The organism is Aeromonas sp. A35_P, assembly GCF_002259925.1.
GTDB classification, from domain to species: domain Bacteria; phylum Pseudomonadota; class Gammaproteobacteria; order Enterobacterales; family Aeromonadaceae; genus Aeromonas; species Aeromonas dhakensis.
In genome coordinates, this window is sequence record NZ_NEVB01000191.1 from 1 (window position 1) to 22,261 (window position 22,261).

Annotated in this window: 20 protein-coding genes and 1 pseudogene; 13 read left to right on the forward strand and 8 right to left on the reverse strand. The window is 65.0% G+C overall.

All coding sequences use genetic code 11. The annotated features are described in order from the left end of the window. Nucleotides 1-245: transposase (locus tag CAK78_RS12565; protein ID WP_141214133.1), on the reverse strand; the 245-nt coding region annotated here is incomplete at its 3' end. A gap of 189 nt (nucleotides 246-434) precedes the next feature. Between CAK78_RS12565 and CAK78_RS12570 the strand changes: the two genes are divergently transcribed. Genes CAK78_RS12570 through CAK78_RS12580 form a run of 3 tightly spaced genes read left to right on the forward strand, consistent with a single transcriptional unit; the run spans nucleotide 435 to nucleotide 3,422 of the window. After that, the gene (locus tag CAK78_RS12570) at nucleotides 435-1,409 is read left to right on the forward strand and encodes an HlyD family secretion protein (protein ID WP_094697494.1); all 975 of its coding nucleotides are present in this window, start codon (nucleotides 435-437) and stop codon (nucleotides 1,407-1,409) included. Beyond that, nucleotides 1,402-2,331, forward strand: a complete 930-nt coding sequence (locus CAK78_RS12575) for an ABC transporter ATP-binding protein (RefSeq protein ID WP_005308277.1) — start codon at nucleotides 1,402-1,404, stop codon at nucleotides 2,329-2,331. Before CAK78_RS12570 ends, CAK78_RS12575 begins: the two co-directional genes overlap by 8 nt. Further along, complete coding sequence (locus tag CAK78_RS12580) at nucleotides 2,328-3,422, forward strand: ABC transporter permease (protein WP_010635297.1); 1,095 nt, start codon at nucleotides 2,328-2,330, stop codon at nucleotides 3,420-3,422. Before CAK78_RS12575 ends, CAK78_RS12580 begins: the two co-directional genes overlap by 4 nt. A gap of 35 nt (nucleotides 3,423-3,457) precedes the next feature. Here the strand turns inward: CAK78_RS12580 and CAK78_RS12585 are convergent, their stop codons facing one another. Further along, nucleotides 3,458-4,603 (reverse strand): competence/damage-inducible protein A, encoded by a 1,146-nt coding sequence (locus CAK78_RS12585; RefSeq protein WP_094697495.1) that lies wholly within the window; start codon nucleotides 4,601-4,603, stop codon nucleotides 3,458-3,460. 58 nt (nucleotides 4,604-4,661) lie between these two features. Beyond that, on the reverse strand, nucleotides 4,662-5,900 hold the full coding sequence (locus CAK78_RS12590) for an HD-GYP domain-containing protein (RefSeq protein WP_176452776.1): 1,239 nt from the start codon (nucleotides 5,898-5,900) through the stop codon (nucleotides 4,662-4,664). Between the two features lie 144 nt (nucleotides 5,901-6,044). On the opposite strand from CAK78_RS12590, the gene metA reads away from it, so the two are divergent. Further along, a complete protein-coding gene (gene metA / locus CAK78_RS12595; protein ID WP_005308287.1) occupies nucleotides 6,045-6,992 on the forward strand; it encodes a homoserine O-acetyltransferase MetA in 948 nt (315 codons plus the stop codon). On the opposite strand, the gene CAK78_RS12600 is transcribed toward metA, so the two are convergent. Further along, nucleotides 6,993-7,511 (reverse strand): cyclin-dependent kinase inhibitor 3 family protein, encoded by a 519-nt coding sequence (locus tag CAK78_RS12600; RefSeq protein WP_094697497.1) that lies wholly within the window; start codon nucleotides 7,509-7,511, stop codon nucleotides 6,993-6,995. Between the two features lie 149 nt (nucleotides 7,512-7,660). Between CAK78_RS12600 and CAK78_RS12605 the strand changes: the two genes are divergently transcribed. After that, nucleotides 7,661-8,131 carry an Lrp/AsnC family transcriptional regulator gene (locus tag CAK78_RS12605; RefSeq protein ID WP_005308292.1) on the forward strand — a complete coding sequence of 157 codons (471 nt, stop codon included), beginning with the start codon at nucleotides 7,661-7,663 and terminating at the stop codon, nucleotides 8,129-8,131. Nucleotides 8,132-8,186: 55 nt separating this feature from the next. On the opposite strand, the pseudogene CAK78_RS12610 reads toward CAK78_RS12605, so the two are convergent. Further along, a pseudogene (locus CAK78_RS12610) lies at nucleotides 8,187-10,151 on the reverse strand (LTA synthase family protein). Nucleotides 10,152-10,410: 259 nt separating this feature from the next. On the opposite strand from CAK78_RS12610, the gene CAK78_RS12615 reads away from it, so the two are divergent. The 3 genes from CAK78_RS12615 to CAK78_RS12625 all read left to right on the forward strand — a co-directional run bounded on the left by CAK78_RS12615 (nucleotide 10,411) and on the right by CAK78_RS12625 (nucleotide 14,623). Beyond that, entirely contained in the window at nucleotides 10,411-10,668 is a 258-nt protein-coding gene (locus CAK78_RS12615) for a DUF2442 domain-containing protein (protein ID WP_010635292.1), read from the forward strand. A gap of 245 nt (nucleotides 10,669-10,913) precedes the next feature. Continuing rightward, the gene (locus tag CAK78_RS12620) at nucleotides 10,914-12,881 is read left to right on the forward strand and encodes a TonB-dependent copper receptor (protein ID WP_094697498.1); all 1,968 of its coding nucleotides are present in this window, start codon (nucleotides 10,914-10,916) and stop codon (nucleotides 12,879-12,881) included. Between the two features lie 125 nt (nucleotides 12,882-13,006). Continuing rightward, a complete protein-coding gene (locus tag CAK78_RS12625; RefSeq protein WP_176452777.1) occupies nucleotides 13,007-14,623 on the forward strand; it encodes an alpha-amylase family glycosyl hydrolase in 1,617 nt (538 codons plus the stop codon). A 50-nt stretch (nucleotides 14,624-14,673) separates the two neighbouring features. Here CAK78_RS12625 and CAK78_RS12630 read toward each other — a convergent pair whose 3' ends face one another. Together CAK78_RS12630 and CAK78_RS12635 are read right to left on the reverse strand one after the other, a co-directional pair. Further along, on the reverse strand, nucleotides 14,674-15,201 hold the full coding sequence (locus CAK78_RS12630) for an MgtC/SapB family protein (RefSeq protein WP_010635289.1): 528 nt from the start codon (nucleotides 15,199-15,201) through the stop codon (nucleotides 14,674-14,676). 24 nt (nucleotides 15,202-15,225) lie between these two features. After that, the gene (locus tag CAK78_RS12635; RefSeq protein WP_094697500.1) at nucleotides 15,226-16,668 is read right to left on the reverse strand and encodes a RimK family protein; all 1,443 of its coding nucleotides are present in this window, start codon (nucleotides 16,666-16,668) and stop codon (nucleotides 15,226-15,228) included. A 186-nt stretch (nucleotides 16,669-16,854) separates the two neighbouring features. Between CAK78_RS12635 and CAK78_RS12640 the strand changes: the two genes are divergently transcribed. The 3 genes from CAK78_RS12640 to CAK78_RS12650 are packed head-to-tail and all read left to right on the forward strand — an operon-like array spanning nucleotide 16,855 to nucleotide 18,379. Further along, a complete protein-coding gene (locus tag CAK78_RS12640; RefSeq protein WP_017764600.1) occupies nucleotides 16,855-17,334 on the forward strand; it encodes a GNAT family N-acetyltransferase in 480 nt (159 codons plus the stop codon). Further along, nucleotides 17,331-17,576 (forward strand): DUF3624 domain-containing protein, encoded by a 246-nt coding sequence (locus tag CAK78_RS12645; RefSeq protein ID WP_005308310.1) that lies wholly within the window; start codon nucleotides 17,331-17,333, stop codon nucleotides 17,574-17,576. Before CAK78_RS12640 ends, CAK78_RS12645 begins: the two co-directional genes overlap by 4 nt. 56 nt (nucleotides 17,577-17,632) lie before the next feature. Next, nucleotides 17,633-18,379 (forward strand): SDR family oxidoreductase, encoded by a 747-nt coding sequence (locus tag CAK78_RS12650; RefSeq protein WP_017781008.1) that lies wholly within the window; start codon nucleotides 17,633-17,635, stop codon nucleotides 18,377-18,379. 60 nt (nucleotides 18,380-18,439) lie between these two features. Here the strand turns inward: CAK78_RS12650 and CAK78_RS12655 are convergent, their stop codons facing one another. Continuing rightward, nucleotides 18,440-19,912 carry a C69 family dipeptidase gene (locus tag CAK78_RS12655; RefSeq protein ID WP_141214185.1) on the reverse strand — a complete coding sequence of 491 codons (1,473 nt, stop codon included), beginning with the start codon at nucleotides 19,910-19,912 and terminating at the stop codon, nucleotides 18,440-18,442. A gap of 466 nt (nucleotides 19,913-20,378) precedes the next feature. Between CAK78_RS12655 and CAK78_RS12660 the strand changes: the two genes are divergently transcribed. Together CAK78_RS12660 and CAK78_RS12665 are read left to right on the forward strand one after the other, a co-directional pair. Further along, on the forward strand, nucleotides 20,379-20,831 hold the full coding sequence (locus CAK78_RS12660) for a hypothetical protein (protein ID WP_005308316.1): 453 nt from the start codon (nucleotides 20,379-20,381) through the stop codon (nucleotides 20,829-20,831). 167 nt (nucleotides 20,832-20,998) lie between these two features. After that, on the forward strand, nucleotides 20,999-22,174 hold the full coding sequence (locus CAK78_RS12665; protein WP_094697502.1) for an iron-containing alcohol dehydrogenase: 1,176 nt from the start codon (nucleotides 20,999-21,001) through the stop codon (nucleotides 22,172-22,174). The last annotated feature ends 87 nt before the right edge of the window (nucleotides 22,175-22,261 follow it).

The window sequence follows — 22,261 nt, forward strand, 5'->3', positions numbered from 1 at the left end:
AGCTTGGTGTTTGCGAAAATAGTGTTCCCAGTCAATGACATCTGGTGATGGCAGTGATTGCATTGCAGCACGCGTGGCCGACTTTTCAGGTGACAACAGGTCTTGTTGGCACATTCAGGGCAGACAAAGCCGTGAGGAAAACGCCAAGTGAACAACGCGTTTTCGCACTGAGCTTCAGTGCCATAGTCCTTGAGAAGCTCAAACAGGCTGTAGCCTTTCTGGAATTGGACTTTGCTTTTGGCCATGATCTCGCTCCTCGATAACTGTGCATAAGATCAGTATAGTTCGGGGTGACTGCTAATCATGGGTAATCAGGATGAGCTAAGCACAAATGGGTGAACTGGAGCGAGGAAATGAAAAGTAACAGCGAGTATGCTGACGGCACCGGGAGTCCGTCCGCAGGCCACCACTGGCCGTCGCCCACCGCGAAAGGAGTGTCAACCTTGCGTCATTGTCTGCTGCCTCTGGCCCTGACGGGCCTGCTCAGTGCCTGCCAACCGCAGGCCCCCGCCACCGCCCTCGGCACTCTGGAGCGGGATCGGGTGCTGCTCACCGCCACCGCCGGCGAGATCATCCGCGCCCTGCCGGTGGCGGAGGGCAGCCAGGTGCAGGAGGGCACCCTGCTGGCCCGCCTCGATGACAGGCGCCAGCAGGCGGTGCTGGCCCAGGCGCGGGCGCGGGAGGCCCAGGCACGGGCCGCCCTCGCCAGGTTGACCAATGGCGAGCGGCCGGAAGACATCGCTGCCGCCAGGGCCAGCCTCGACAAGGCGCAGGCCGCCGTCAGGGAGAGCGAGCGCAACTTCGAGCGCGTTGACCGGCTGGTACGCCGGAAGCTGGTGAGCCCGGCGGATCTCGACAAGGCCCGTGCCCAGCGTGACAGCGCCCTGGCCGAACAGGATGGCGCCCGCCAGCAGCTCGACAAGCTGACGCGGGGCGTGCGACGCGAAGATATCGACGAGGCACAGGCCGCGCTGCAGGCCGCCACCGCCGAGGTGGCGCTGGCCGAACGGGAACTGGCGGATCTCTCTATCGTCGCCACCCGCAGCGGCCGGCTCGACAGCCTGCCCTATCACCTCGGCGAGCGGGTGGCAGTCGGTGCCGTGCTGGCCGCGATCCAGGCGGATCAGGCCCCCTATGCCAGGGTCTATGTGCCCGAGCCCTCCCTCGCCGGCTATGGCGTCGGCCAGCCGGTGCGGGTGCAGGTGGACGGGGTGGCCGAGCCCTTCACCGGCCGGCTGCGCTGGATCTCGAAAGAGCCGGCCTTCACCCCCTACTACGCTCTCAACGAGCGGGATCGGGCCCGACTGGTCTACCTGGCGGAGATCGATCTGCCGGCGACGGCGCAGGATCTGCCGAGCGGTCTGCCGCTGCAGGCCGAGCCTGCCGGTGCAGGGGCCGGCCATGAGTGAGCTGGCGATCCGGGCGCTGGGGGTGAGCCGCCGCTTCGGTAATTTTCTGGCGGTGGACGGGCTGGATCTCTGCGTGCCAAAGGGGCAGATCCACGGCTTTCTCGGCCCCAACGGCTGCGGCAAGTCCACCACCCTGCGCATGCTGACCGGCCTGCTCACCCCCTCGGCGGGGGAGGTGGAAGTGCTGGGGCTGAGCATCCCCCGCGAGGCCGAGACCCTGCGCCGGCGGATCGGCTACATGACCCAGAAGTTCTCCCTCTATGATGAGCTGACCGCCTGGGAGAACCTGGAGTTCATGGGGCGGATCCACGGCATGGGCGGCGCCGGGCTGGCCGCCCGTCTGCACGAGCTGCTCGCCACCTATGAGCTGGCGCCGCTGGCACGGCAGCGGGCCGGCGCCATGAGCGGCGGCCAGAAGCAGCGGCTGGCGCTGGCGGCGGCGGTGATCCACCAGCCGGCGCTGCTGCTGCTCGATGAACCCACCTCGGCGGTGGACCCGCAGAACCGGCGCGATTTCTGGGAGAAGCTGTTCGACCTGAGCGAAGGAGGTACCACCATTCTGGTCACCACCCACTACATGGACGAGGCGGAACGCTGCCACCAGCTGGCCATCATGGAGGCGGGCCGGGTACGGGCCCAGGGGGCGCCACAGGCGCTGATGGATGCCATGAGCACCCGGGTGGTGGAGGTGCAGGCTGCCGACCTGCGGCTGCTCAAGCAGCAACTGGTGCAGCTGGCGCCGGTGCGCTCCGCCGCCCAGCTCGGCCAGCGCCTGCGGGTGCTGGTGGACAAGGAGCTGGCAGAGCCGGTGGCCTGGCTGCAGCAGGCCTGCCCGGCGCTGGCTGGTGCGAGCCTGGCGCTGGTCAGGCCGAGTCTCGAAGATGTGTTCGTCAGCTGCACCGGTCAGGAGCCAAGGGCATGAACAGTCTGCGACGGCTCTGGGCCATTACCCAGAAAGAACTGCGCCAGCTGGCCAGAGACAGACTGACCTTTGGCATGGTGGTGATGATCCCGTTGATCCAGCTGCTGCTGTTCGGCTACGCCATCAACACCGACGTACGCCAGATCCCGGTGGGACTGGTAGACATGAGCCAGAGCGTGCCGGGCCGGCTGCTGGTGGAGGCGGTGAAGGCGAGCCAGGTGGTGCACATCAAGCAGCAATATGTCGGGGTGCAGCAGGCCGAAGCCGCGCTGACCCGGGGCGAGGTGCGCGCCGTGCTGGTGCTGCCCGCCGATCTGAGTCGTCGGCTCAGCGCCGGCGAGACGGCGGGCCAGTGGCTGGTGGATGGCTCGGACACCATGATCGCCGGCGCCCTGCTCGGCCTTCGCAACATGCCGCTCTCGGATCTGAGGCCCGACCTCAAGCCGGTACCGCCCACCTTCGAGACCGTGCTCTACTTCAACCCGGCGCGCCGCTCGGCGGTCAACATAGTGCCCGGCCTGCTCGGGGTGATCCTCACCATGACCATGATCATGTTTACCTCGGCGGCCATAGTGCGGGAGCGGGAGCGCGGCAATCTGGAGCTGCTCATCACCACCCCGGTCAGCTCGATGGAGCTGATGCTGGGCAAGATCCTGCCCTATATCGGGGTGGGGCTGATCCAGGTGGCCATCATCCTCGGTCTTGGCCACTTCATCTTCGCGGTGCCCATCAACGGCGCCCTGAGCCAGGTGCTGCTGGCGACCCTGCTGTTCATCGCCGCCAGCCTGACCTTGGGGCTGCTCATCTCCACCCTGGCGCAGACCCAGCTGCAGGCGATGCAGATGACGGTGTTCATCCTGCTGCCCTCGATCCTGCTGTCGGGCTTCATGTTTCCCTACGAGGGGATGCCGCTGCCGGCCCAGTGGATTGCCGAGGTGCTGCCGGCCACCCACTTCATGCGGCTGATCCGGGGCATAGTGCTGCGCGGTGGCGAGCTTTCCGAGCTGTTGCCGGACGTGCTCTGGCTGGCGGGTTTCACCCTGCTGGTGCTGACTCTGGCCGCCCATCGCTTCAAGAAGAGTCTGGATTGATGCCCCGCGAGGGGTGAGCACCTGGCTGCAGTCTGTTAACGGCTGGCGGTGCGGGCCAGGGTGCGGTAGTCGCCGAGCACCGGCAGCCCCAGCAGGTGGCGGCGCAGCATGTCGAGGGCGGCGAAGGCGAGGATCCGGCGGCCGCTGTCGGGATCCGGGTGGCTGACCTTGAGGGTCTGGCCGTGCAGTTGCCCGTCGGCGCAGAGCAGCAGCGGCACGCCGTCCGGGCCTGCCCGGCCCAGAGTCAGGCTCAAAGGGGCCGCAGGCGCCGCCAGTTGCATCAGGTCATCGCTCAGGGTGTGGCTGAAGCCGGCCGCCAGGGCCGGGTGCTCGTGACACATGGCCAGCAGGGCGCCCCGGCTCTCCCCTTCCAGCAGCGTCAGCGGTTTATCTCCCAACAGATCCAGGATCTGCCGCGCCGGCTCCTCGTCTCCCCGTCCCACCAGCCAGGGCTCGATGGCCGTGAGCAGCCGCGCCTCGGCGGCGTCCATGTCTGCCGCCGAGGCTCCGTGGCCGATGAGCTTGAGCTCGATGAGCGGCATGGAGGAGCGGTAGCCGAGCTCGATACCGGCGGGCCAGGGGGCGGCATCCAGCATGTCGCTGAGGGCCGACTCCGAGACGCCAAACGTGTAGAAGCGGCGCAGTTCGGTGTCACTCTCTGCGCCGGCCAGTGCCTTGAGGCGCGGCAAGATCTGTTCGCGCACCATCTGCTTGAACTCGAACGGCACGCCCGGGGTGAAGAAGAGTCGGCTCGGGCCCGCCTGCACCAGGAAGCCACAGGCGGTGCCCACCGGGTTGTCGAGGATCTCGCACGCCTGCGGCAGCCAGGCCTGCTTGGCGTTGCTGGCTGGCATGGGTCGGCCACGGCTGGCGTAGCGCGCTTCGATAGTGGCGAGCCAGTGGGGGAAGAGGGTGAGCGGCTGGTCAAAGGCCTCGGCCGCCGCCTGGGCGGTGAGGTCGTCGGCGGTGGGGCCGAGCCCGCCGCACACCAGCACTACCTCGGCGCGGGCGGCACTCTCTTGCAGCACAACCTTCAAGTCCTTGAGGTTGTCCCCCACGGTGACGCGGCGGCGCACCTGCCAGCCCTGCTCCAGCAGGAGGGCGCTGAGCCAGGCGGCGTTGGTGTCCACCACCAGGCCCGTCACTATCTCGTCGCCAGTGCTGATGATTTCGATGCGCATGAAGGGCTCCTCGGGGCTGGCGGTGGGGTTGGGGTGGCCACCTGGGTGGCCGGCTCCATCAGGGCTTGTTGTGTTCGAAGTAGTAGCTGATGCGGGTGCGTGGATTGAGGTACTCAAACACCGCCGGCGGTAGTCGCTTGGGGTGGATCACCTTGGCGATGGAGAGCTCGGCCTGCTGCAGGTCGATGATGGCCGCCTCCTGGCGCGGAATGCGCGGATCGTACACCAGCACCGAGGGGTAGAGCAGGCGAGAGGTGTTGACCGACATCACCAGCCCCACCTGACCGTTGGAGAGCTGCACCACGCTGCCCGGCGGGTAGATCCCCATCAGCCGGATCAGCATGCCGAGGTAGTCCGGGTTGAACTGGGCCTTGCGCTGCTTGTAGAGACCGCTCAGGGCCGAGTAGGGCACCTTGGCCTGCATGTGGCAGAGGTTATCGTACTCGTTGATCAGCGACACAATCTGGGTCAGCGGGTCGAGCTGCCCCTTCTTGAGCCCCTCCGGCCCGCTGCCGTCCAGGTATTCGTGGTGGTGCAGCACGATCCCCTTCGCCTCGGCCGGGAAGTCCTTGGCCAGGTTGAGCAGATCCAGTCCGTAGCGCGGGTGCTGGGCCATCAGGTTGCGCTCGGGCTTGGTCAGCGGCTCGGTCTTGCGCAGGATCTGGCTCGGGATCTTCAGCTTGCCGATGTCGTGGAACAGGGCCCCCATGCCGACCCGGCGGATTTCGTCGGCCGACATGTTGCACTCCTTGGCCAGCAGCATGCTGAGCACGCTGACGTTGAGGGAGTGGAAGTAGAGGTTGTTGCCATCCTCGCTGTCGGAGACCAGGTGCAGCACCATCTCGTCCACCGACAGCAACTGCTCGGTCATGGCATTGATCAGCTCCTGCGCCTCGCCGATGGCGTTGAGGGGGCGAGACTGGATCTTGCCCATCACGTTGCGCACCTGGGCCAGCGACTGCTGGAACTGCTTCTCGCACGGCTGCAGGTCGCGGCGATACTGCTGCAACTGCTCGATGCGGCGCTCCTTCTCCTGCTGCATCTCGGCCTGACGCTGGGCCGTGTCTGGCGCCTCCTGCGGCTGGGTCTGAACCTGGTTCAGCGGCTTGGGCGGGGCGTCGCTCTTGTCCGGGATGATGGTCACCAGCTTGAGACCGAGCCGGCGAATGAGCTCGATCTCCTCTTCGTTCTTGAGTTTGAAGCTGGAAAACAGGAAGGGGTGTTCGCGCCAGCCAAGTGGCAGAGAGACGTAATTGCCGACTTGCAGCCGGTCTACTGAAATCTTGATACCTGTCATTGTCTTGGATGCGAGAGACACATTGAGCCGTATGCTAGTCAAAGGTGGGGGTGAATACAAAAGGTATCTGATGACAGGGTAGTCGCTTTATTATAGGCTTCTGGATGTCCAGACATATTTACCGATGCAGTACAGGGAGTAAGCATGCCGATCAAGATCCCGGATCAGTTACCCGCCGCCGAAGTGCTGGGGCAGGAGAACATCTTCGTGATGACGGAGTCCCGGGCCGTCACCCAGAACATTCGCCCGCTGCGGGTGCTCATCCTCAACCTGATGCCCAAGAAGATAGAGACCGAGATCCAGCTGATGCGGATGCTCTCCAACTCGCCGTTGCAGGTGGACGTGGATCTGCTGCGCATCGACGATCGAGAGTCGAAGAACACCCCCCAGGCACACCTAGAAAACTTCTATCACGACTTCGAACAGGTGCGGGGCAACAACTACGACGGCATGATCATCACGGGGGCGCCGCTCGGGCTGGTGGAGTTCGAGGAGGTGGTCTATTGGCCGCGTGTCGTCGAGATCATCGAGTGGTCCCATCAGCACGTCACCTCCACCCTGTTCCTCTGCTGGGCGGTGCAGGCGGCGCTGAAGGCTCTGTACGGCATGGAGAAGCAGACCCACGGCGAGAAACTCTCCGGGGTCTATCGTCACCACAGGCTCGATGAACACGAGCCGCTGCTGCGCGGTTTCGACGATGAGTTCGTGGCGCCTCACTCCCGTTATGCGGCGTTTGACGGAGATCTTATCCGCGCCAACACGGATCTGCAGATTTTTGCCGAATCGGCAGAGGCGGGGGTCTATCTGGCGGCTACCAAGGATTGTCGCCAGGTGTTCGTCACCGGTCATCCCGAATACGATGCGCTGACCCTGGATGGCGAGTATCAGCGGGATCTGGCCGCCGGGCTTGAGCCCGTCATTCCGGTCAACTACTACCCGAACAACGACCCGAGCCAGACCCCGCGCGCCAGCTGGCGCAGCCACGGCCACCTGCTGTTTGCCAACTGGCTCAACTACTACGTCTACCAGCTCACCAGCTATCGGGTGGAGGATATCGGCAAGGTCTTCACCTACGACCAGGGTGGCAAGTAATCAGGCGTACTGCTCCAGCCGCTCGGCCAGCTGGTCGAGCCATTGGCGGTGGCAGGCCAGGGTGAACGCCTTGGGTCTGTGAGCCTTGATGGCGGCCATCGCCTCCTGTCGGGGCTGGCCCAGGCTCATCATCAGAGCCGCCGTCACCAGCCCGGTGCGACCGCTGCCGCCCTTGCAGTGGATGGCCAGGTGCTGCCCCTCGCGCAGCAGGGCCAGCAGCTGCGGCAGCGTCTGTTGCCAGGCGAGCTCGAAGGTGGCGTCGGGGGCCTGGTCATCCTCGATGGGCAGGTGAAACCAGCGCAATCCCTCGCGCTCGACCGCCTCGCCAAGGTGGGCCAGCTCGAGGCGGGCCAGTTCGGCGTCAGTCATCAGCGTGATGACGGCGCGGGCGCCGGCCAGCCTGAGCTGATCGAGGGCCAGCGGCAACGCAACCTGCTGGGTGCCGGGGCAGGGGGTCAGCAGCAGCTGGCCGTCGAGGCGCGGCACCTCCTGGCTCCAGAAGGGGTGGGAGGGGTGCATAAAGCTCCTTATGAAGCCAGTGGCTGCGGGCGTGAGCCGGGTTTTGAGTGCGCCAAAGCATAGGGGGCGCGGCCCCGATGTCAATCTGCGTTGTGTTCAGCCCGGTTTACGGGCAGAGTCTAAAAAATTGAGCGGTTCAAGGAGTAAAGATGAGAAACCTGGATCAACTGGATTTGGATATCCTGGCCCATCTGTTTCGCGATGCGGGCATGACCAACAAGGATCTGGCCGCGCTGGTCGGGGTGGCACCGTCCACCTGTCTGGAGCGGGTGCGCAAGCTGCAGCAGGATGGGGTGCTCAAGGGCGCCCACTGCGAGGTGGATTACCAGGCGCTGGGGGGTCACATCCAGGCCATGGTATCCCTGCAGCTGGCCCGCCACAGCCGCCAGATCATCGATGCGTTTCGCGATGCCATCCTGGCGCTGCCCGAGGTGATCAGCCTGTTCCACATGGGGGGCAAGGATGATTTCCTGGTGCATCTGTGCGTCTCTGACACCGAACACCTGCGCAACTTCGTGTTCGATCACTTCACCTCCCGCGAGGAGGTGGTACACCTCGAGACCTCGCTGGTGTTCGAGCACAAGTTCAGCCGCTCGCTGCCCTGCTTCCTCAACACCTGATACCTGTTGCCTTTCACAAAAAACCCGCCAATCGGCGGGTTTTGTTTTAGGGCGCTCAGTTCAGCGCGGTGCGGGTGTCCGGCGCCGTCCGGTAGAGCCCCTGCTGATAGGCGAGGCTGCCCCAGAGCGCGAGGCCGAGGGCCGCGTCCTTCATGGTGGCAGGTTGTGGCGCCGGGGTGAGCGTCTCTGTCGCATCCTCATAGATGAAGCCTTCCGGCGCCCGCTCCGGCTGCAGGATCACCACGTCCTTGCCGCGCATCAGGGCGAAGTTCTTGTCGTACTGCATGATGGCGCGGCCCGGCCAGTCGGCGGGCATGCGGGTCAGATCCTTGCCGAGCATGGGATAGTCGGCGCTGATCCCCATCAGGGAGAGCAGGGTCGGTGCCATGTCGATCTGGCTGATGATGCGGGGATCCTGTCTCGGCGCTATGCCGTCACCCACGATCACCCCCGGAATGTGGAAGCGGGGGATGGGCACCAGGCTGGCGCCGCTGACCCGGCTGTCGTGATCGGCGATGACCAGGAACAGGGTGTCTTTCCAGTACTCCGAATTTCTCGCCTTTTTGAAGAACTCGCCGATGGCGTAGTCCGCATACTTGGCTGCGTTGTTGCGGGTCTGCTTGGGCTGTTCATAGAGGGCGATGCGATCGTCGGGAAACTCGAACGGATCGTGGTTGCTCGAGCTGAACACCAGGCTGAAGAAGGGTTTGCCCTGTTTGTGCAGAGCCTGGAAGGTCTGGTCGGCCTTGGCCATCAGATCTTCGTCAGAGGCACCCCAGGAGCCCTCGAACACCGGGTTCTTGAAGTCCTTCTGCTCGACGATGGTGGTGAAGCCGTTGCCGAGGAAGAAGCTGCGCATGTTGTCGAAGTGGCTCTCGCCGCCGTAGATGAAGCTGGTGTCGTAGCCCCGCTGCTTGAGCAGATCGGCGATGGTGAAGAAGTTGGTCTGGCTCTTGCCAAGCTTGACCACGGCCTGGGCCGGGGTCGGCGTGAAGCCGGTCAGCACCGCCTCTATGCCGCGCACCGAACGGGTGCCGGTGGCGTAGAGCTGCTCGAACGCCCAACCCTGTTTCGACAATGCATCGATGTTGGGGGTGAGCGGCAGGCCGCCAAGGGAACCGACGAACTGGGCGCCCAGGCTCTCCTGCAGCAGGATCACCAGGTTCTTCGGCTTGCCGCCGTAGCTGGCCTCGTTGAAGGTCTGGCTGGGCAGGGTGTCGGAGCTGAATTCATGGGATTCGCGGCCGCTCTCCTGGCGAACCAGCTCCAGAATGCGCTGACGGGGCAGCTCGCCGTAGAACTGGCCGGCATCCTCCTCGGCCCGCATCTGCTTGATGGCGAAGAACAGGGAGTAGGAGGAGTTGACGGTGAGCGCATTGACCAGGGGATCGCTGGCAAACGCCACCATGGCCGGGTTGAGGGCGCGATGGCCCAGGCTGGAACGGGCACCGAGAAAACCGATGGCCAGGATCAGCAGGGCAAACGCCGGACGCAGATACCAGCGCGGGAAGCTGATGCCGCGCAAAAGGCGGCCGCTCAGCCACCAGCCGCCCGCCAGCACGGTGCAACTGAACACCAGCGCCAGCAGCAGCTCGCCCTTGCGGCCGGTCCACAGCATGGCGAACACCTCTTTGGGATAGATGAGGTACTCCACGTAGAGGCGGTTGGGCCGCACCCCGTACTCGGTCACGAAGGAGGGGGTGGAGATCTCCAGGAAGAGCAGCAGCCAGAGCCCCAGGGTCAGCCAGACCCGGATGAACTGCAGCTAGGCACGGCCCACGGCATGGGGGCCGGCCAGCAGCAGGGTGAACACGGCGGGCACGCCCCATAGCCAGCAGAGGGTGGCGAAGTCGACCCGCACTCCCTGCAGCAGCATCTCCTGCCAGCCGGCGACGGCGTCGACCCGCTCCAGCTGCCAGAGGCCGAGCGCGAGCCGACTGATGGAGAGAGAGACGAGCGCGATCAATGAAAAAACGGCGATGGGCCAAAACGGTCCCAGCCATCGTCTGATAGTGGTCATTGTTGTTCCTACAAGCCTGTTTGCACCCGTCCACGGGCGCATTGTTTTTATATTGCAGGGTTATGACAGTGGTGGCGGGCAAAGGTTGCGTCGGAAGCGTGCGAAAGCGCAACTTTTGGCACGTTTTATGATTTTTCTGTGATGGCGGACAAGGGTTGCAGACAGCAGAAACGACTGGAAAAACTGTGATCCTGCCTGCAAAGCGAGGGCGGGGGCTTATCTATAATGGCGCCGATTTTTCTCAATCGGAGCCGAAGGGATGCCGGTCTTTATCGATGTGGAATATTTGCAGGGGTGGAGCCTGTTCGTGGTGCTCTCGGACGGTACCACGGGGGCGCTGGATCTCGCCCCCTGGCGCACCCAGCCGCTGTTCGCGGCGCTGGATTCGGAGCGACGCTTCGCCCGGGTCTTCATCAATCGTCATCATCAGTTGGAGTGGCCCGCCGGCTGTACTCTGTCGGCTCACGAGGTCTATCACCTGATCAAGCCCATCGATGAGCGGGAGGCCTTCAGCTAACTCCCTGTTTTTGTGAGCCATCACAAGATTCCTGTAAAGGGAATGTTTGAGCGTTTGCCTTCCTCACCCAATTTGGGTAAAACCTGCGCAACATTTTGCCAACCCTAGCCTGGTTTCGCTTCTCAGGGCTTGCCGCCATCGTGCCGCAGGCCTTTTTTGCAGCCTGACGGCAAACCTTCCAGCAGCTGAATGGTTTGGCGATTGGAATTAAAACAACAACATAAACAGAGAGATAAGGAAAGAGTATGGCTTGTCATATGCGCACCCCGCTGGCCCTGCTGGTGGGTGGCCTCGCCTGTCACGGCGCCGCCGGTCAGGAGGCCGTCCAGCAACTGGAACCCATGGTGGTGGTCGCCAGTCGCCCCGCCAGTACCCTGGAGGTGACCCTGGATCCCAAGAAACCGGGCTCCCCCATGCCGGCGGCCGACGGCGCAGGTTACCTCAAGAACGTCACCGGCATGAGCATGGTGCGCAAGGGGGGGCTGGGTGGCGATCCCGTGCTGCGGGGGATGGGCATGTCCCGCCTCAACGTGCAGATGGATGGCGGCATGCTGGCCGGCGGCTGCGGCGGCCGGATGGACCCGCCCACTGCCTACGTTTTTCCTCAATCTTTTGACCGGATCCGGGTGCTGAAGGGGCCACAATCCCTCGAGCAGGGAGCGACCCTGGCGGGGACCGTGCTGTTCGAGCGGGACAGACCCGAATTCACCGCCCCCGGCGTCAAGGCCGAGGCGTCGGCGCTCTATGGCAGCTTCGGGCGCGACGACCAGATGCTGGATGCCACCGTGGGGGCGCCGCAGGGCTATCTGCGCGGCCAGTTCACCCACTCCGACAGCGATGACTACCGTGACGGCCACGGCGACAAGGTGCGCTCCTTCTACCGACGCGAGAACGGCACCGCCCAGCTTGGCTGGACGCCCAGCGAGCACACCTGGCTCGAACTCACCGCCGAGCGCAGCAACGCCCGCGCCGCCTATGCGGATCGCACCATGGACGGCCCCATGTTTGACCGCGAATCCTTCGGCCTCAAGCTCAGGCAGGAGCAGATCACCACCCACTGGCAGCGCAGCGAGCTGACCCTGTGGGACAACGACATAGACCACATCATGGACAACTTCAGCCTGCGGCCGAACAGCGGCATGAAGATGCTCTCCAACCCGGATCGGCGCAACACCGGCGGGCGCTGGGCCAACGACATCGCCCTGCCGGCCGACTGGCTGCTGACCGCCGGGTTCGATGCCAACCGGGATCAGCACAGGGCCCGCAGCGGGGTGGATTACGCCAGCCAGCCGCGCCAGCGCACCCTGCGTTTCGAGCAGCAGGGGGGCTTTGCCGAGCTGGGCCGTCAGCAGGGGGCCCACAGCTACAAGGGGGGCTACCGGCAGGACAGGGTCGAGACCACCCGTTACGGCGCGGGGGATCAGACCCTCTACAGCGATACCCTGACCCTGGACAGCGGCTTTGGCCGCTACGAATACCAGTGGTCGCCGGCCTGGTCGAGCTACCTGGCCTGGGGTCAGGCCAAGCGTGCGCCAGACTACTGGGAGCGCAGCAAGGACAGCGTGCCCTTCACCCTCAACCCCGAGCGCAGCCGCCAGTGGGATGCGGGGCTGGCCCTGCGCAGTCGCGATCTGGACCTGACCCTCTCCCTGTTCAGCGCCGACATTCAGGACTACCTGCTCTATAACAACAAGTCGAACAAGGTGCGCAACATCGATGCCCAGACCCGCGGCGGCGAGCTGGAGGGGCGCTGGCAGTTTGCCGAGCAGTGGCGTCTCGATGGCGGCCTGGCGGTGGTCTATGGTGAAAACCGCAGCGACAACAAGCCGCTGGCCCAGATGCCGCCCCTCGATGGCAAGCTGGCGCTGGGCTGGCAGCCGGCCGAGGCGTGGAACCTGACCCTGCTGGGCCGCGCCGTGGCCGCGCAGGATAGGGTCGATGTGGGCTCCGGCACCGTAGCCGGCCAGGATCAGGGGGAGACGCCTGGTTTCTTCACTATGAACCTGAGCGCAGCCTGGCAGTTCCAGTCGGGCTGGCAGCTGTCGGCCGGGGTCGACAACCTGTTCGACACCTTCTACTACGAGCACCTCTCCAAGTCGGTGCACGCCAGTCAGGCCGGGCTGGGCTACGAGCAGGTGGGGCGCATCCCGGAGCCGGGCCGTGCCTACTGGCTCTCCCTCAGCTACCGCTTCGCCTCGGCTGGCGTGCTCTGAGCAGGGATTGGGTAACCGGCTGAATCAGGTAACGTTTTCAGTCACAGACCCGTGCGGGCTGGGTCGCTATCATGGCCCCAGTGCGGCGCTTTGGGCGTCGATACCACCACAGCGGGAACATAACAATGAAACAAGGAACGTTGCGTCGTGGCGGCCTCATCGGGGCCGCCCTGTTACTGACGGCTTGCGGCAGCGGAGGCGGGAGCGGTTCCAGCGAGCCCCAGCCCCCGGTCACCAACCCGCCGCCGGCCACCGCCAGCCGCGCCTGCTACGGCAATGACCAGCCGGCCTGCAACCTGCGCACCTATCAGGTGATGGTGGAGTCCTTCGTCGACGGCGACGGCAGCGCCAACTACGGCGTCGGCTACGGTCCCTCCCAGCACAACGGCGATCTGCAGGGGATCATCGACAGCTTGGACTACATCAAGAGCCTCAACGTCAACGCCATCTGGCTGACCCCGGTGTTCGACTCCTGCGCCGGCCAGGGCGGGGACGACAGACTGGATGCCACCGGCTACTTCGCCTGCGACTTCTTCAACGTGGACCCCAACTTCGGCAGCAACGCCCAGCTTAAAAAATTGGTGGACGGGGCGCATCAGCGCGGTCTCTACGTCTTCCTCGACGGGGTATTCGGCCACGTGGGCAAGGTGGGGGTGAGCAAGCCCTCCCCCGCGGGGCGCCTGCCCGCCCTCAAGAGCGGCGGTGCCGGGTATCCCGGCCAGCTGGTGGATTACAGCCAGCCCGAGAGCCTGGCCTACTTCAAGGAGGTGGCCCGCTACTGGGTCGAGCAGTACGGCATCGACGGCTGGCGCCTCGATCAGGCCTATCAGCTCGATCTTGACGACTGGCGCGCCATTCGCCGCGAGGTGGAGCGGGCCAGTGCGGCGCGCAAGGCCGCCGGCCAGCAGTGGGGCACCCTCGGCTATATGGTCGGGGAAGTGTGGAAAGGGGCCGACGAGATCCGCGCCCAGGCGTACGGGCCGAGCGACAACCCGGCGCTCTCCTCGGCGTTCGATTTCCCGCTGCGCTACGGCCTGGTGCAGGCGTTGGCGGTGGAGGAGTCCGGCAAGGGCGGGCAGGGGGCCAGCGTGCTCGACGCCAGCTGGAACAAGGTGGAGAACTACCCGGATCACGCCATGCCGAACTTGATGCTGGGCAACCACGATCTGGTGCGCTTCGGCGATCTGCTGGAGCGCGGCAACTTCAATCCGGCGGACTACTGGCTGCGCCACAAGGCGGCCTTCAGCTTCCTGGCGGCCCGCTCCGGCCCCATCACCCTCTACTACGGCGAGGAGTTTGGCGACGAGGTGCCAGGCTTTGCCAATCAGGTGGGGGGCGACTGCGCCGCCCAGGGGCTCTGTGACGATCACGTGGCCCGCAGCGATGGCAAGGTGCCCGGTGTCACCGGTTTCGTGCCGAGCAGCGAGCAGGGCGAGCTGAAACAGTGGCTCAGCCAGCTGCTGGCCCTGCGCGCCGCCCACCCCGCCCTCTATCAGGGGGAACGGGTCAAGCTGGTGGCCGAGGGCAGCGTCTATGGCGACATCAAGCAGACGGCGGCGGAGCAAGTAGTCTACCTGCTCAACGTCTCCACCACGCCCCAGCGCTATGCGGTGCCGGCCAGCAAGTTGCGCAGTGGCAGCGCCCTGGTGGATCTGCAGAGCGGCGAGCGCCTGGCCATCGGTGGCAGCAGCGTGACGGTGGATTTGCCGCCGCTCACCGGCCGCTTCCTGCTGGTGCGTTGAGGCTGGTAAACAACAAGGGCTCCGTGATGGAGCCCTTGTTCATTGGGACGTTACTTCTCGATGCCGCTGCCGAGCTCGTCCTGATGAGGATCGGCCCGGCCGTTGCCGTGCCGCCAGCTCTCCAGTCGGTTGTGTACCCCGCGGCGCAGGCCTTTGAAGCTGGTCTCCAGGTAGTCCACCCCCACCAGGATGGAGAGGGTGACGCCGGTGAGCAGCAGCGCCTGGTGCAGCATCTGCATGCCGATGAGGGCGCCGAGGGCGGCCAGCATCCAGACGGTGGCAGCGGAGGTGACCCCCAGTACCTGGCCATCCCGGGTCATCATCACCCCGGCGCCGAGAAAGCCGATGCCGGTGATGAGCTGGCCCAGCACCCGCGCCTGATCGGCACTCTGGGGGCTGACGGCGGCACCGATGGCGAGAAAGCAGTAGGTGCCGAGGATGATGAGCGAGGAGGTGCGGATGCCGACCGGCTTGCCGCGCAGCTGCCGCTCCAGCCCCACCAGGGTGCCGCACACCAGACAGACCAGGATGTTCTCCCAGCCAAGGGGCGCTATGTCCCACCAATCAGTCGTCATCATATCCACCTCTGCTCTCGATGCTTGTTATCCGGCCGCGCTCTGCCCCCGGTTCTCCAGCCGTTGGCGGAAGGCCCGGGCGAGGCGCTCGTAGAGGTCCTTTGCCTCTCTGTCCTCAATATCGCCACGTATCCAGGGATTGTCGATGATTTCCAGCAGCACGCAGTCACGCCCCTGCTGGCGCAGATCGACCCCGAACAGGCCGTTGCCGAGCTGATGAACGGCGCGGCGGGCGGTCTGCAACACCCGCTCCGGTACCTCGTTGAGCGGCAGTGCCTCGATGCGGCTCATGTCGAGGGGGTGCTTGCGGCGGCGGATGCGGTTGCCGGGTTCGGGGCGGAAGCGGCGGCAGGCAAACAGCGGCGAGCCGTCGAGAAAGCCGATGCGCCAGTCGAACTCGGCGGGGATCCGGCTCTGTACCAGCAGCAGGGCGGAGCGCCCCAGCCCTTCGTCCAGCAGGCGGGAGAGCTGCTGCTCGTCGCTGGCCATGGCCAGATCGCGCCCCTGCGCCCCGTCGGGTACCTTCACCATCAGCGGCAGGCCGAGCCGCTGCACCAGCTCGTCCACGTGGTGGCGGCCGCGGCGGGTCACCACCATGGTGGGCGGCATGGGCACGCCGCTGCGCACCATCAGCTCGTAGAGGTAGAGCTTGTTGCTGCAGGCGAGGATGGCGCGGGAGCTGTCGATCACCGGCATCTTGAGCTGCTCGGCGCGGCGGGCAAATTCGAAGGTGTAGTGGCCGACCGCGGTCTCGGAGCGCAGCCAGAGGGTGTCGAACTCCGGCAGCCGCTCGATGGCGGACGGCGCCAGGATCTCGGCCCGGATCCCCTGGGCCGCGGCCGCCTGGACGAAGCGATCCAGCGCCAGCGCATCGCTGCTGGCACGGCCGTCGTTGGGGTCGACCAGGATGGCGAGCTGGTAGAGCGGCGCCGCCTGCTCCTCGTCACCCGTGCCCACCAGCGCCTGGGCGTGGTGCAGCATCAGCGTCTGCTCGCTTGGGCTCAGTGCCAGCGGCGACAGGCTCTGCTGCTGGCGCACCGACCAGCCGTGGCGGCCGCGCTTGAGGGTCAGCTCCTGCAGCGGCAGCTGGCTCAGGCCGTAGTAGTAGCGGGCCAGCCCCGCCAGCTCGCTCTGCTCGCACTGGCCGAAGATGGCGCGCACCCGGATCCGATCCTCGCTCTGCTGGGCCAGCCAGCCCTGCAGCTTGCGCCACAGCTTGGCCGGCGGCTGCTGGGGTTGCAGCTGGCTGATGACCTGCAGGCCCGGCAGGCAGTGATGACCGCGGGCCTGGGCCAGCAGCGAGCAGTAGTAGCCGGCGCCGAGGTGCTCCAGATTGCGGCAGAGGTTGATGATGCGGGGGCGGCCGCCGGTGGTGGGCACCCCGTGTTGCAGGTAGGTGCGGGCGGTCAGCAGATAATCGGCATGGCAAGGCCAGTCGCCCAGCTCTTCGACGATGACGTAGGTACTCATTTTTTCGGCTCCACAGATGAAACTGCCTTAAGCGGCAGGATCCCCAGTGGGCTTCGATGCACCGACAAGCACGACAATGGCGCGAGGGGAAACAAGAGGTTACAGTGCCTAATATGCCGCCTTGGTAACTTGTGATACAAGTCGCATTTTTGGTGATGAAGATAAATAACCGAACAAGGATTCCCCGTGTTGACCGTGCGCGCGGCCCGGACCGATGATCTGGGCGCCATCGTTAAGCTGGAACGCTACTGTTTTCCCCCCGAAGTCGCCTTTGGCCGCAGCCGCTGGCACTATCTGCTGACCCAGGCCAAGGGGCGCACCTTGCTGGTGCTGGACCAGCAGGAGCAGCTGATGGGCTACCTCTGTTTGCTGGAGCACAGGGGCTGGGATCGGCTGATCATCCAGACCCTCGCCATCCGCTGGACCATCCGCCGCCAGGGCTGGGCCCGCCGCCTGCTGGAGCAGGTGATCCGGGAGGGCAAAGAGGCAGGCTGGGGGGCGATCCGGCTGGAGGTGGGCGATGCCAATGAAGAGGCGCAGGCGCTCTACCGCGGGCTGGGTTTTCGGCCAAGGCAGAAGCTGCTGGATTATTATGGCCACGGTCAGCATGCCCACCGGCTAGTGCTGAAGCTGGCCGGAGAGAGGAGAGAAGAGGAGAGGGGATGAGCTGCGACAACTGCCTCGCCACCGCCATCAGGGCCAAGCTGGGGCGCTGCCCGGTCTGCGCCGGCCAGACCTTCGCCATCGGCCTGGTCGGCTGGCTGGTCTGGTGGTGGTGTGGCGCCGACACCTCGGTCAATGCCCTCACCGGCCTGCTGTTCGCGTTGGGGGGCTCGGGCCTGTTCCTGCTCCACCTGCTGGTCTTCATCTGGCGCAAGGCGAGCGGGCGTGAATTGAGCGACGAATAGATAAGATTGATTTCAAACAGATAAATAACAATAGCGCTGTAGAAATGGAGGTTCAGATGATTGCAATGGTAACGGGCGCCTCGTCCGGTTTTGGTGAATCCATCAGCCGTCAGCTGGTGCAGGCGGGCTACCGGGTGATCGGCACCGGCCGCCGCGCCGAACGGCTGGCCGCCCTGGCCGACGAGCTGGGCGCCCAGTTCCTGCCGCTGGTGTTCGACGTGCAGAACAAGGCGGCCACCCGCGCCGCCATCGACGGGCTGCCGGCCGAGTGGCGCGAGGTGGATCTGCTGGTCAACAACGCCGGGCTGGCGCTGGGGCTGGAGCCGGCCCACAAGGCAGACCTTGAGGACTGGGAGCAGATGATCGCCACCAACATCAGCGGCCTGACCCTGCTCACCCGCCTGCTGCTGCCGGGCATGGTGACGCGCAATCGCGGCCACGTCATCAACATCGGCTCCATCGCCGGCACCTACCCCTATCCGGGCGGCAACGTCTACGGCGCCACCAAGGCGTTCGTGAAGCAGTTCAGCCTCAACCTGCGCGCCGATCTGGCGGGCACCGCCATCCGCGTCACCAACGTGGAGCCGGGTCTGTGCGGCGGCACCGAGTTCTCCAACGTGCGCTTCCACGGTGACGACGCCAAGGCGGCCACCGTCTATCAGGGGGTGCAGGCGATCCAGCCGGAAGACATCGCCAATACCGTGCTCTGGATCAGCCAGCAGCCGGCCCACGTCAACATCAACAGCATCGAGATCATGCCGGTGGCGCAGACCTTCGGCCCGCTCCATATCAGCCGTCGCTGATGGTTGCTGCGGATGAAATAAGAGAGGCTCCCCTGGGAGCCTCTCTGTTTTGGGGCCTGTTTACAGGCTCATGATCTTCTTGAACTCCTCCGGCGAATACTTCTGCTCGGTGCGTTTGGTGAGATCCGTCATCAGCTTGTAGCGCAGTTCCCTGGCCATCTGATAGCTCTTCTCCAGCTGGCCATAGGAGTAGTCGGATGCCAGCCCGATGGCGGTGGCCTTGTCGCCGGCATAGGCCTGCTTCAGGCTCTGGTCGAGCAGGGCCACCTCCTTGTAGAGCTTGCTGCTCTCCTTGCTCCAGACGCCGCGCAGCAGCGGCAGGTATTTGTCCGGATCGGCGCTGGCCAGCGCGGTCAGGCTGCGGAACTGCCAGTAGGCGGAATCATCGGAGTAGCTATCGCTGCCGGTGCGGTAGGGCAGGGGATAGGACTCCAGGGTGTTGTAGAGCGGCACCATCACGGATTCGGCCAGCACGCCGTAGCTCTGCCAGATAAGCCCCTGCAGCTCTTTGGGCATCTCCTTGCGCAGCTGGATGACGTGGGATTCGAGCTGGCGATCGATGCGGATCGGCCGCTCTGCCTTGCCCGCCAGCGGTGTGCCGTCATAGGTGGCGCTCAGCAGCCTGGCCACGTCCGGCACGGCGATGGGGGCGTCCGGCTTCATGAACAGCGGGTACTGCGCCTGCCGGGTTGGCTGCTGGTGAGAGGCCGTCAGCATCTGCTGGCCGAGCCACTCCCGGTCCACGTTGTAGGGGTCGGCAATCACCCCGAATGCCTTGGCGAAGTTGAACTCTTTCGGGTCGGCGTTATCCAGCAGTTTATGTTCGCGCACGAACTCCAGCAGTCTGGGCGAGTGCAGCACGTCGGCGCCGTCGAGATTGACGCCATGGATGCGCAGGCCGTTGGCCACCATGGCGTAGCTGTCGTCCGGCACCCGCACCGCGATCCAGTGGTGGCCGGAGCCGATCTCCATCAGCCAGGCCTCGTTCACATCCGCCAGATAGAGGCTGTTGCCCTCACCGGCGCCATATTGCTCCACATAGCGGCCGAGCAGCTCGACCCCCTCTTTGGCCGTCCTGGCCTGCGGCAGGATCAGGGTCGGGATGATGGCCTCGATGACCCCCTTCTCGATCAGCGGATCGGCCTTCTGGGCCTTGTCGTTGACCTCGGCGCTGGTGGTGGCCGAGATGGCGACGTTGGCCTCGTTGATGCCGCGCTCCTCGTAATACTTGCCGTCCGGGTCGCTGCCGGCGGCATCCCAGTCACGGATGGCGGAGTAGGCCAAGAAGGCTTTGGGCATGGGCACTTCCAGCCCGTTGCCCAGTTTCCAGGTCTTGCCCTCGTTTTGCTGCGCGGGCCGGAAGGCCAGGTACTTGTTCCAGTTGTTGACGCCAAAATCCTCGTTTCTGGCGATCATCACGCTGCCATCGGCACTGGCGCCCTTGCCGACGATGAGGCCGGTACAGGCGTCGGCACTGGTGCCAAGCAGGGTGAGCAGGGTGGCGGAGAGAAGACTCAAGGTGTGTTTTTTCATAGTTATGCCCGAAAGGTTGCGGTGGATGCGCGTCAGGGGGCGGGAGAAGCGGCCGGGAGTGACCGGACTGGGTCGGGGATCCGACGGTAGACAGGTCTGCATCTGGTTGATTTCGCAAACATATCATCCATAACGCTGCTTGCTTGCCCGATGGTGCGCCAAAATTGTATGCCTCGCTGGTTGTTTGTTTTGTGATCGGCAAGGCGTTCCTGCTGTTTATGTGGCACGGAGTTTTTGAGGTAGCTGTATGTGTCGAAAATCGGGATAAAAGCAGCGGATGAGTCATGATTCTGACGCCGTCATCTGGGCGGTGACCGACTGCAGGCCTGCCACGGTGGGGATCTCGACCAGCCTGACAAGTTGGCCTGCAACTTGCTGGTTTTATTGCCAATGATGGGGCCAGGCGCCTCATACCATCGAATCAGCGACCTCGTCATGCCGGTTTGGCATGCAGACTGGAGCCCCCATGGATATCAAACCCTACAGCCAGCAGCTTGCCCAGAGCGCCTCCAACAACCGCGCCCTCGCCACCCTCAGCAGCGCCGACAGCGGTCAGGGGGGCGGCGGCTGGGAAGATCTGGTCAACCTCTCCTCCCAGCGGATAACCGGCCAGGCCCAGCAGGCGCTGACCTATGAACACCTGGCCAAGAACAGCAAGTTGCCGCCGGCGCTCGACATGAGCTCCGACAAGGGGGGCGTGCTGCAGCAGCTGGTGGACAAGGCGCTCGGCTTTGATCGCAAGCAGTTCAACGAGATAGAAGAGAAGCTCAAGGCGATTGCCGACAACAAGCAGCTGAGCGCCGAGGAGCGGGCGGAGCAGAGCAAGCCGTTGAACGAACAGCGGGATGCCATGCTGCAGGATGCCATGGACCGCCTCACCGGCAAGAAGAGCAGCAAGGAAGAGAGCAAGAGCGCCTGAGTGGCGGAATGACTCGAACGGCAATCCATGGTCAGTGGGGGCAAGCCCTTGCCCCCGCTGACCACAGTGAATGATCTGCCCTGCCGGCAACCCGCATCCGCGGTGCAATCTGAGGGCGTGCCCGCGTTCTTTGACCTGTGGGGGCCACAGGCGCACAATCCCTCTGCATGCATTCAACCGAGGGCTCTGCCGTGTACAACTTCCAATATGCCAACCCCACCCGCGTCTGTTTCGGTGAAGGCCAGATCGCCAAACTGCCCGAACTGATCCCGGCCGGCAGCCGCCTGCTGGTGCTCTACGGCGGCGGCAGCATCAAGCAGAACGGGGTCTATGACCAGCTGACCCAGGCGCTGGCAGGCCGGGAGTGGCTGGAATTTCCCGGCATCGGCGCCAATCCCCAGTACGACCAGCTGATGGAGGCGGTGGATCTGGTCAAGCGCGAGCGCATCGACTTCCTGCTGGCGGTGGGTGGCGGCTCAGTGGTGGACGGCAGCAAGTTTGTGGCCGCCGCGGCCCGCTTCGAGGGGGACGATCCCTGGGAGATCCTGCTGCACAAGGCCCCCATCAAGGCGGCGCTGCCGCTCGGCTGCGTGCTGACCCTGCCGGCCACCGGTTCGGAGAGCAACCCGGCCGCCGTGGTGAGCCGGGGGGAGGCGAAGCTCTCCTTCATGAACCCGCTGGTGCAGCCGGTGTTTGCGGTGCTGGATCCCACCACCACCTACAGCCTGCCGCCGCGCCAGGTGGGCAACGGGGTGGTGGATGCCTTCGTCCACATCCTCGAGCAGTACCTCACCTTCCCGATGGGGGGCGAGGTGCAGGACCGGTTGGCGGAAGGCCTGCTGCAGGTGCTGGTGGACAACGGCCCGCGGGCGCTGGCGGAGCCCACCAACTACCAGGTGCGCGCCAACCTGATGTGGGCGGCCAGCCTGGCCCTCAACGGCCTCATCGGTCGCGGCGTGCCTCAGGACTGGTCCACCCACGCCATCGGTCACCAGCTCACCGCCCTGCACGGACTGGATCATGCCCAGAGCCTGGCGGTGGTGTTGCCCTCCCTGCTGCGGGAGCAAGCGGCCCAGAAGCAGGAGAAGCTGGCCCAGTTCGCCGAGCGGGTGTGGCACTCCAGCCGCGAGGACAAGGCGTTGCGCATCGAGGAGGCGATCATCCGCACCGAGCAGTTCTTCCAGCAGATGGGGGTGGGCACCCGTCTCGCCGACTATGGCCTGGATGCGCGCTGCATCCCGGGGATCTGCTCCAACCTCAAGCTGTTCGGCCTGACCGCCCTCGGGGAGCAGCAGGACATAGATCCGGACAAGGTCGCCAGGATCCTCTCCCACGCGCTGTAAGTCATCCTGGCAACCATGGTGGCGCGGATCCTCTCCCACGCTCTCTGATCACCGGCTGGTCAACGGAAAAGAAAACGCCCCGATCAT

What these genes read in the sequence shown, in the direction of transcription:
- CAK78_RS12575 (WP_005308277.1), top strand. Translation starts at nt 1,402, where the DNA reads ATGAGTGAGCTGGCGATCCGGGCGCTGGGGGTGAGCCGCCGCTTCGGT.
- CAK78_RS12580 (WP_010635297.1), top strand. Translation starts at nt 2,328, where the DNA reads ATGAACAGTCTGCGACGGCTCTGGGCCATTACCCAGAAAGAACTGCGC.
- CAK78_RS12585 (WP_094697495.1), bottom strand. Translation starts at nt 4,603, where the DNA reads ATGCGCATCGAAATCATCAGCACTGGCGACGAGATAGTGACGGGCCTG.
- CAK78_RS12590 (WP_176452776.1), bottom strand. Translation starts at nt 5,900, where the DNA reads ATGACAGGTATCAAGATTTCAGTAGACCGGCTGCAAGTCGGCAATTAC.
- metA (WP_005308287.1), top strand. Translation starts at nt 6,045, where the DNA reads ATGCCGATCAAGATCCCGGATCAGTTACCCGCCGCCGAAGTGCTGGGG.
- CAK78_RS12600 (WP_094697497.1), bottom strand. Translation starts at nt 7,511, where the DNA reads ATGCACCCCTCCCACCCCTTCTGGAGCCAGGAGGTGCCGCGCCTCGAC.
- CAK78_RS12605 (WP_005308292.1), top strand. Translation starts at nt 7,661, where the DNA reads ATGAGAAACCTGGATCAACTGGATTTGGATATCCTGGCCCATCTGTTT.
- CAK78_RS12615 (WP_010635292.1), top strand. Translation starts at nt 10,411, where the DNA reads ATGCCGGTCTTTATCGATGTGGAATATTTGCAGGGGTGGAGCCTGTTC.
- CAK78_RS12620 (WP_094697498.1), top strand. Translation starts at nt 10,914, where the DNA reads ATGGCTTGTCATATGCGCACCCCGCTGGCCCTGCTGGTGGGTGGCCTC.
- CAK78_RS12625 (WP_176452777.1), top strand. Translation starts at nt 13,007, where the DNA reads ATGAAACAAGGAACGTTGCGTCGTGGCGGCCTCATCGGGGCCGCCCTG.
- CAK78_RS12630 (WP_010635289.1), bottom strand. Translation starts at nt 15,201, where the DNA reads ATGATGACGACTGATTGGTGGGACATAGCGCCCCTTGGCTGGGAGAAC.
- CAK78_RS12635 (WP_094697500.1), bottom strand. Translation starts at nt 16,668, where the DNA reads ATGAGTACCTACGTCATCGTCGAAGAGCTGGGCGACTGGCCTTGCCAT.
- CAK78_RS12645 (WP_005308310.1), top strand. Translation starts at nt 17,331, where the DNA reads ATGAGCTGCGACAACTGCCTCGCCACCGCCATCAGGGCCAAGCTGGGG.
- CAK78_RS12650 (WP_017781008.1), top strand. Translation starts at nt 17,633, where the DNA reads ATGATTGCAATGGTAACGGGCGCCTCGTCCGGTTTTGGTGAATCCATC.
- CAK78_RS12655 (WP_141214185.1), bottom strand. Translation starts at nt 19,912, where the DNA reads ATGAAAAAACACACCTTGAGTCTTCTCTCCGCCACCCTGCTCACCCTG.
- CAK78_RS12660 (WP_005308316.1), top strand. Translation starts at nt 20,379, where the DNA reads ATGGATATCAAACCCTACAGCCAGCAGCTTGCCCAGAGCGCCTCCAAC.
- CAK78_RS12665 (WP_094697502.1), top strand. Translation starts at nt 20,999, where the DNA reads ATGCATTCAACCGAGGGCTCTGCCGTGTACAACTTCCAATATGCCAAC.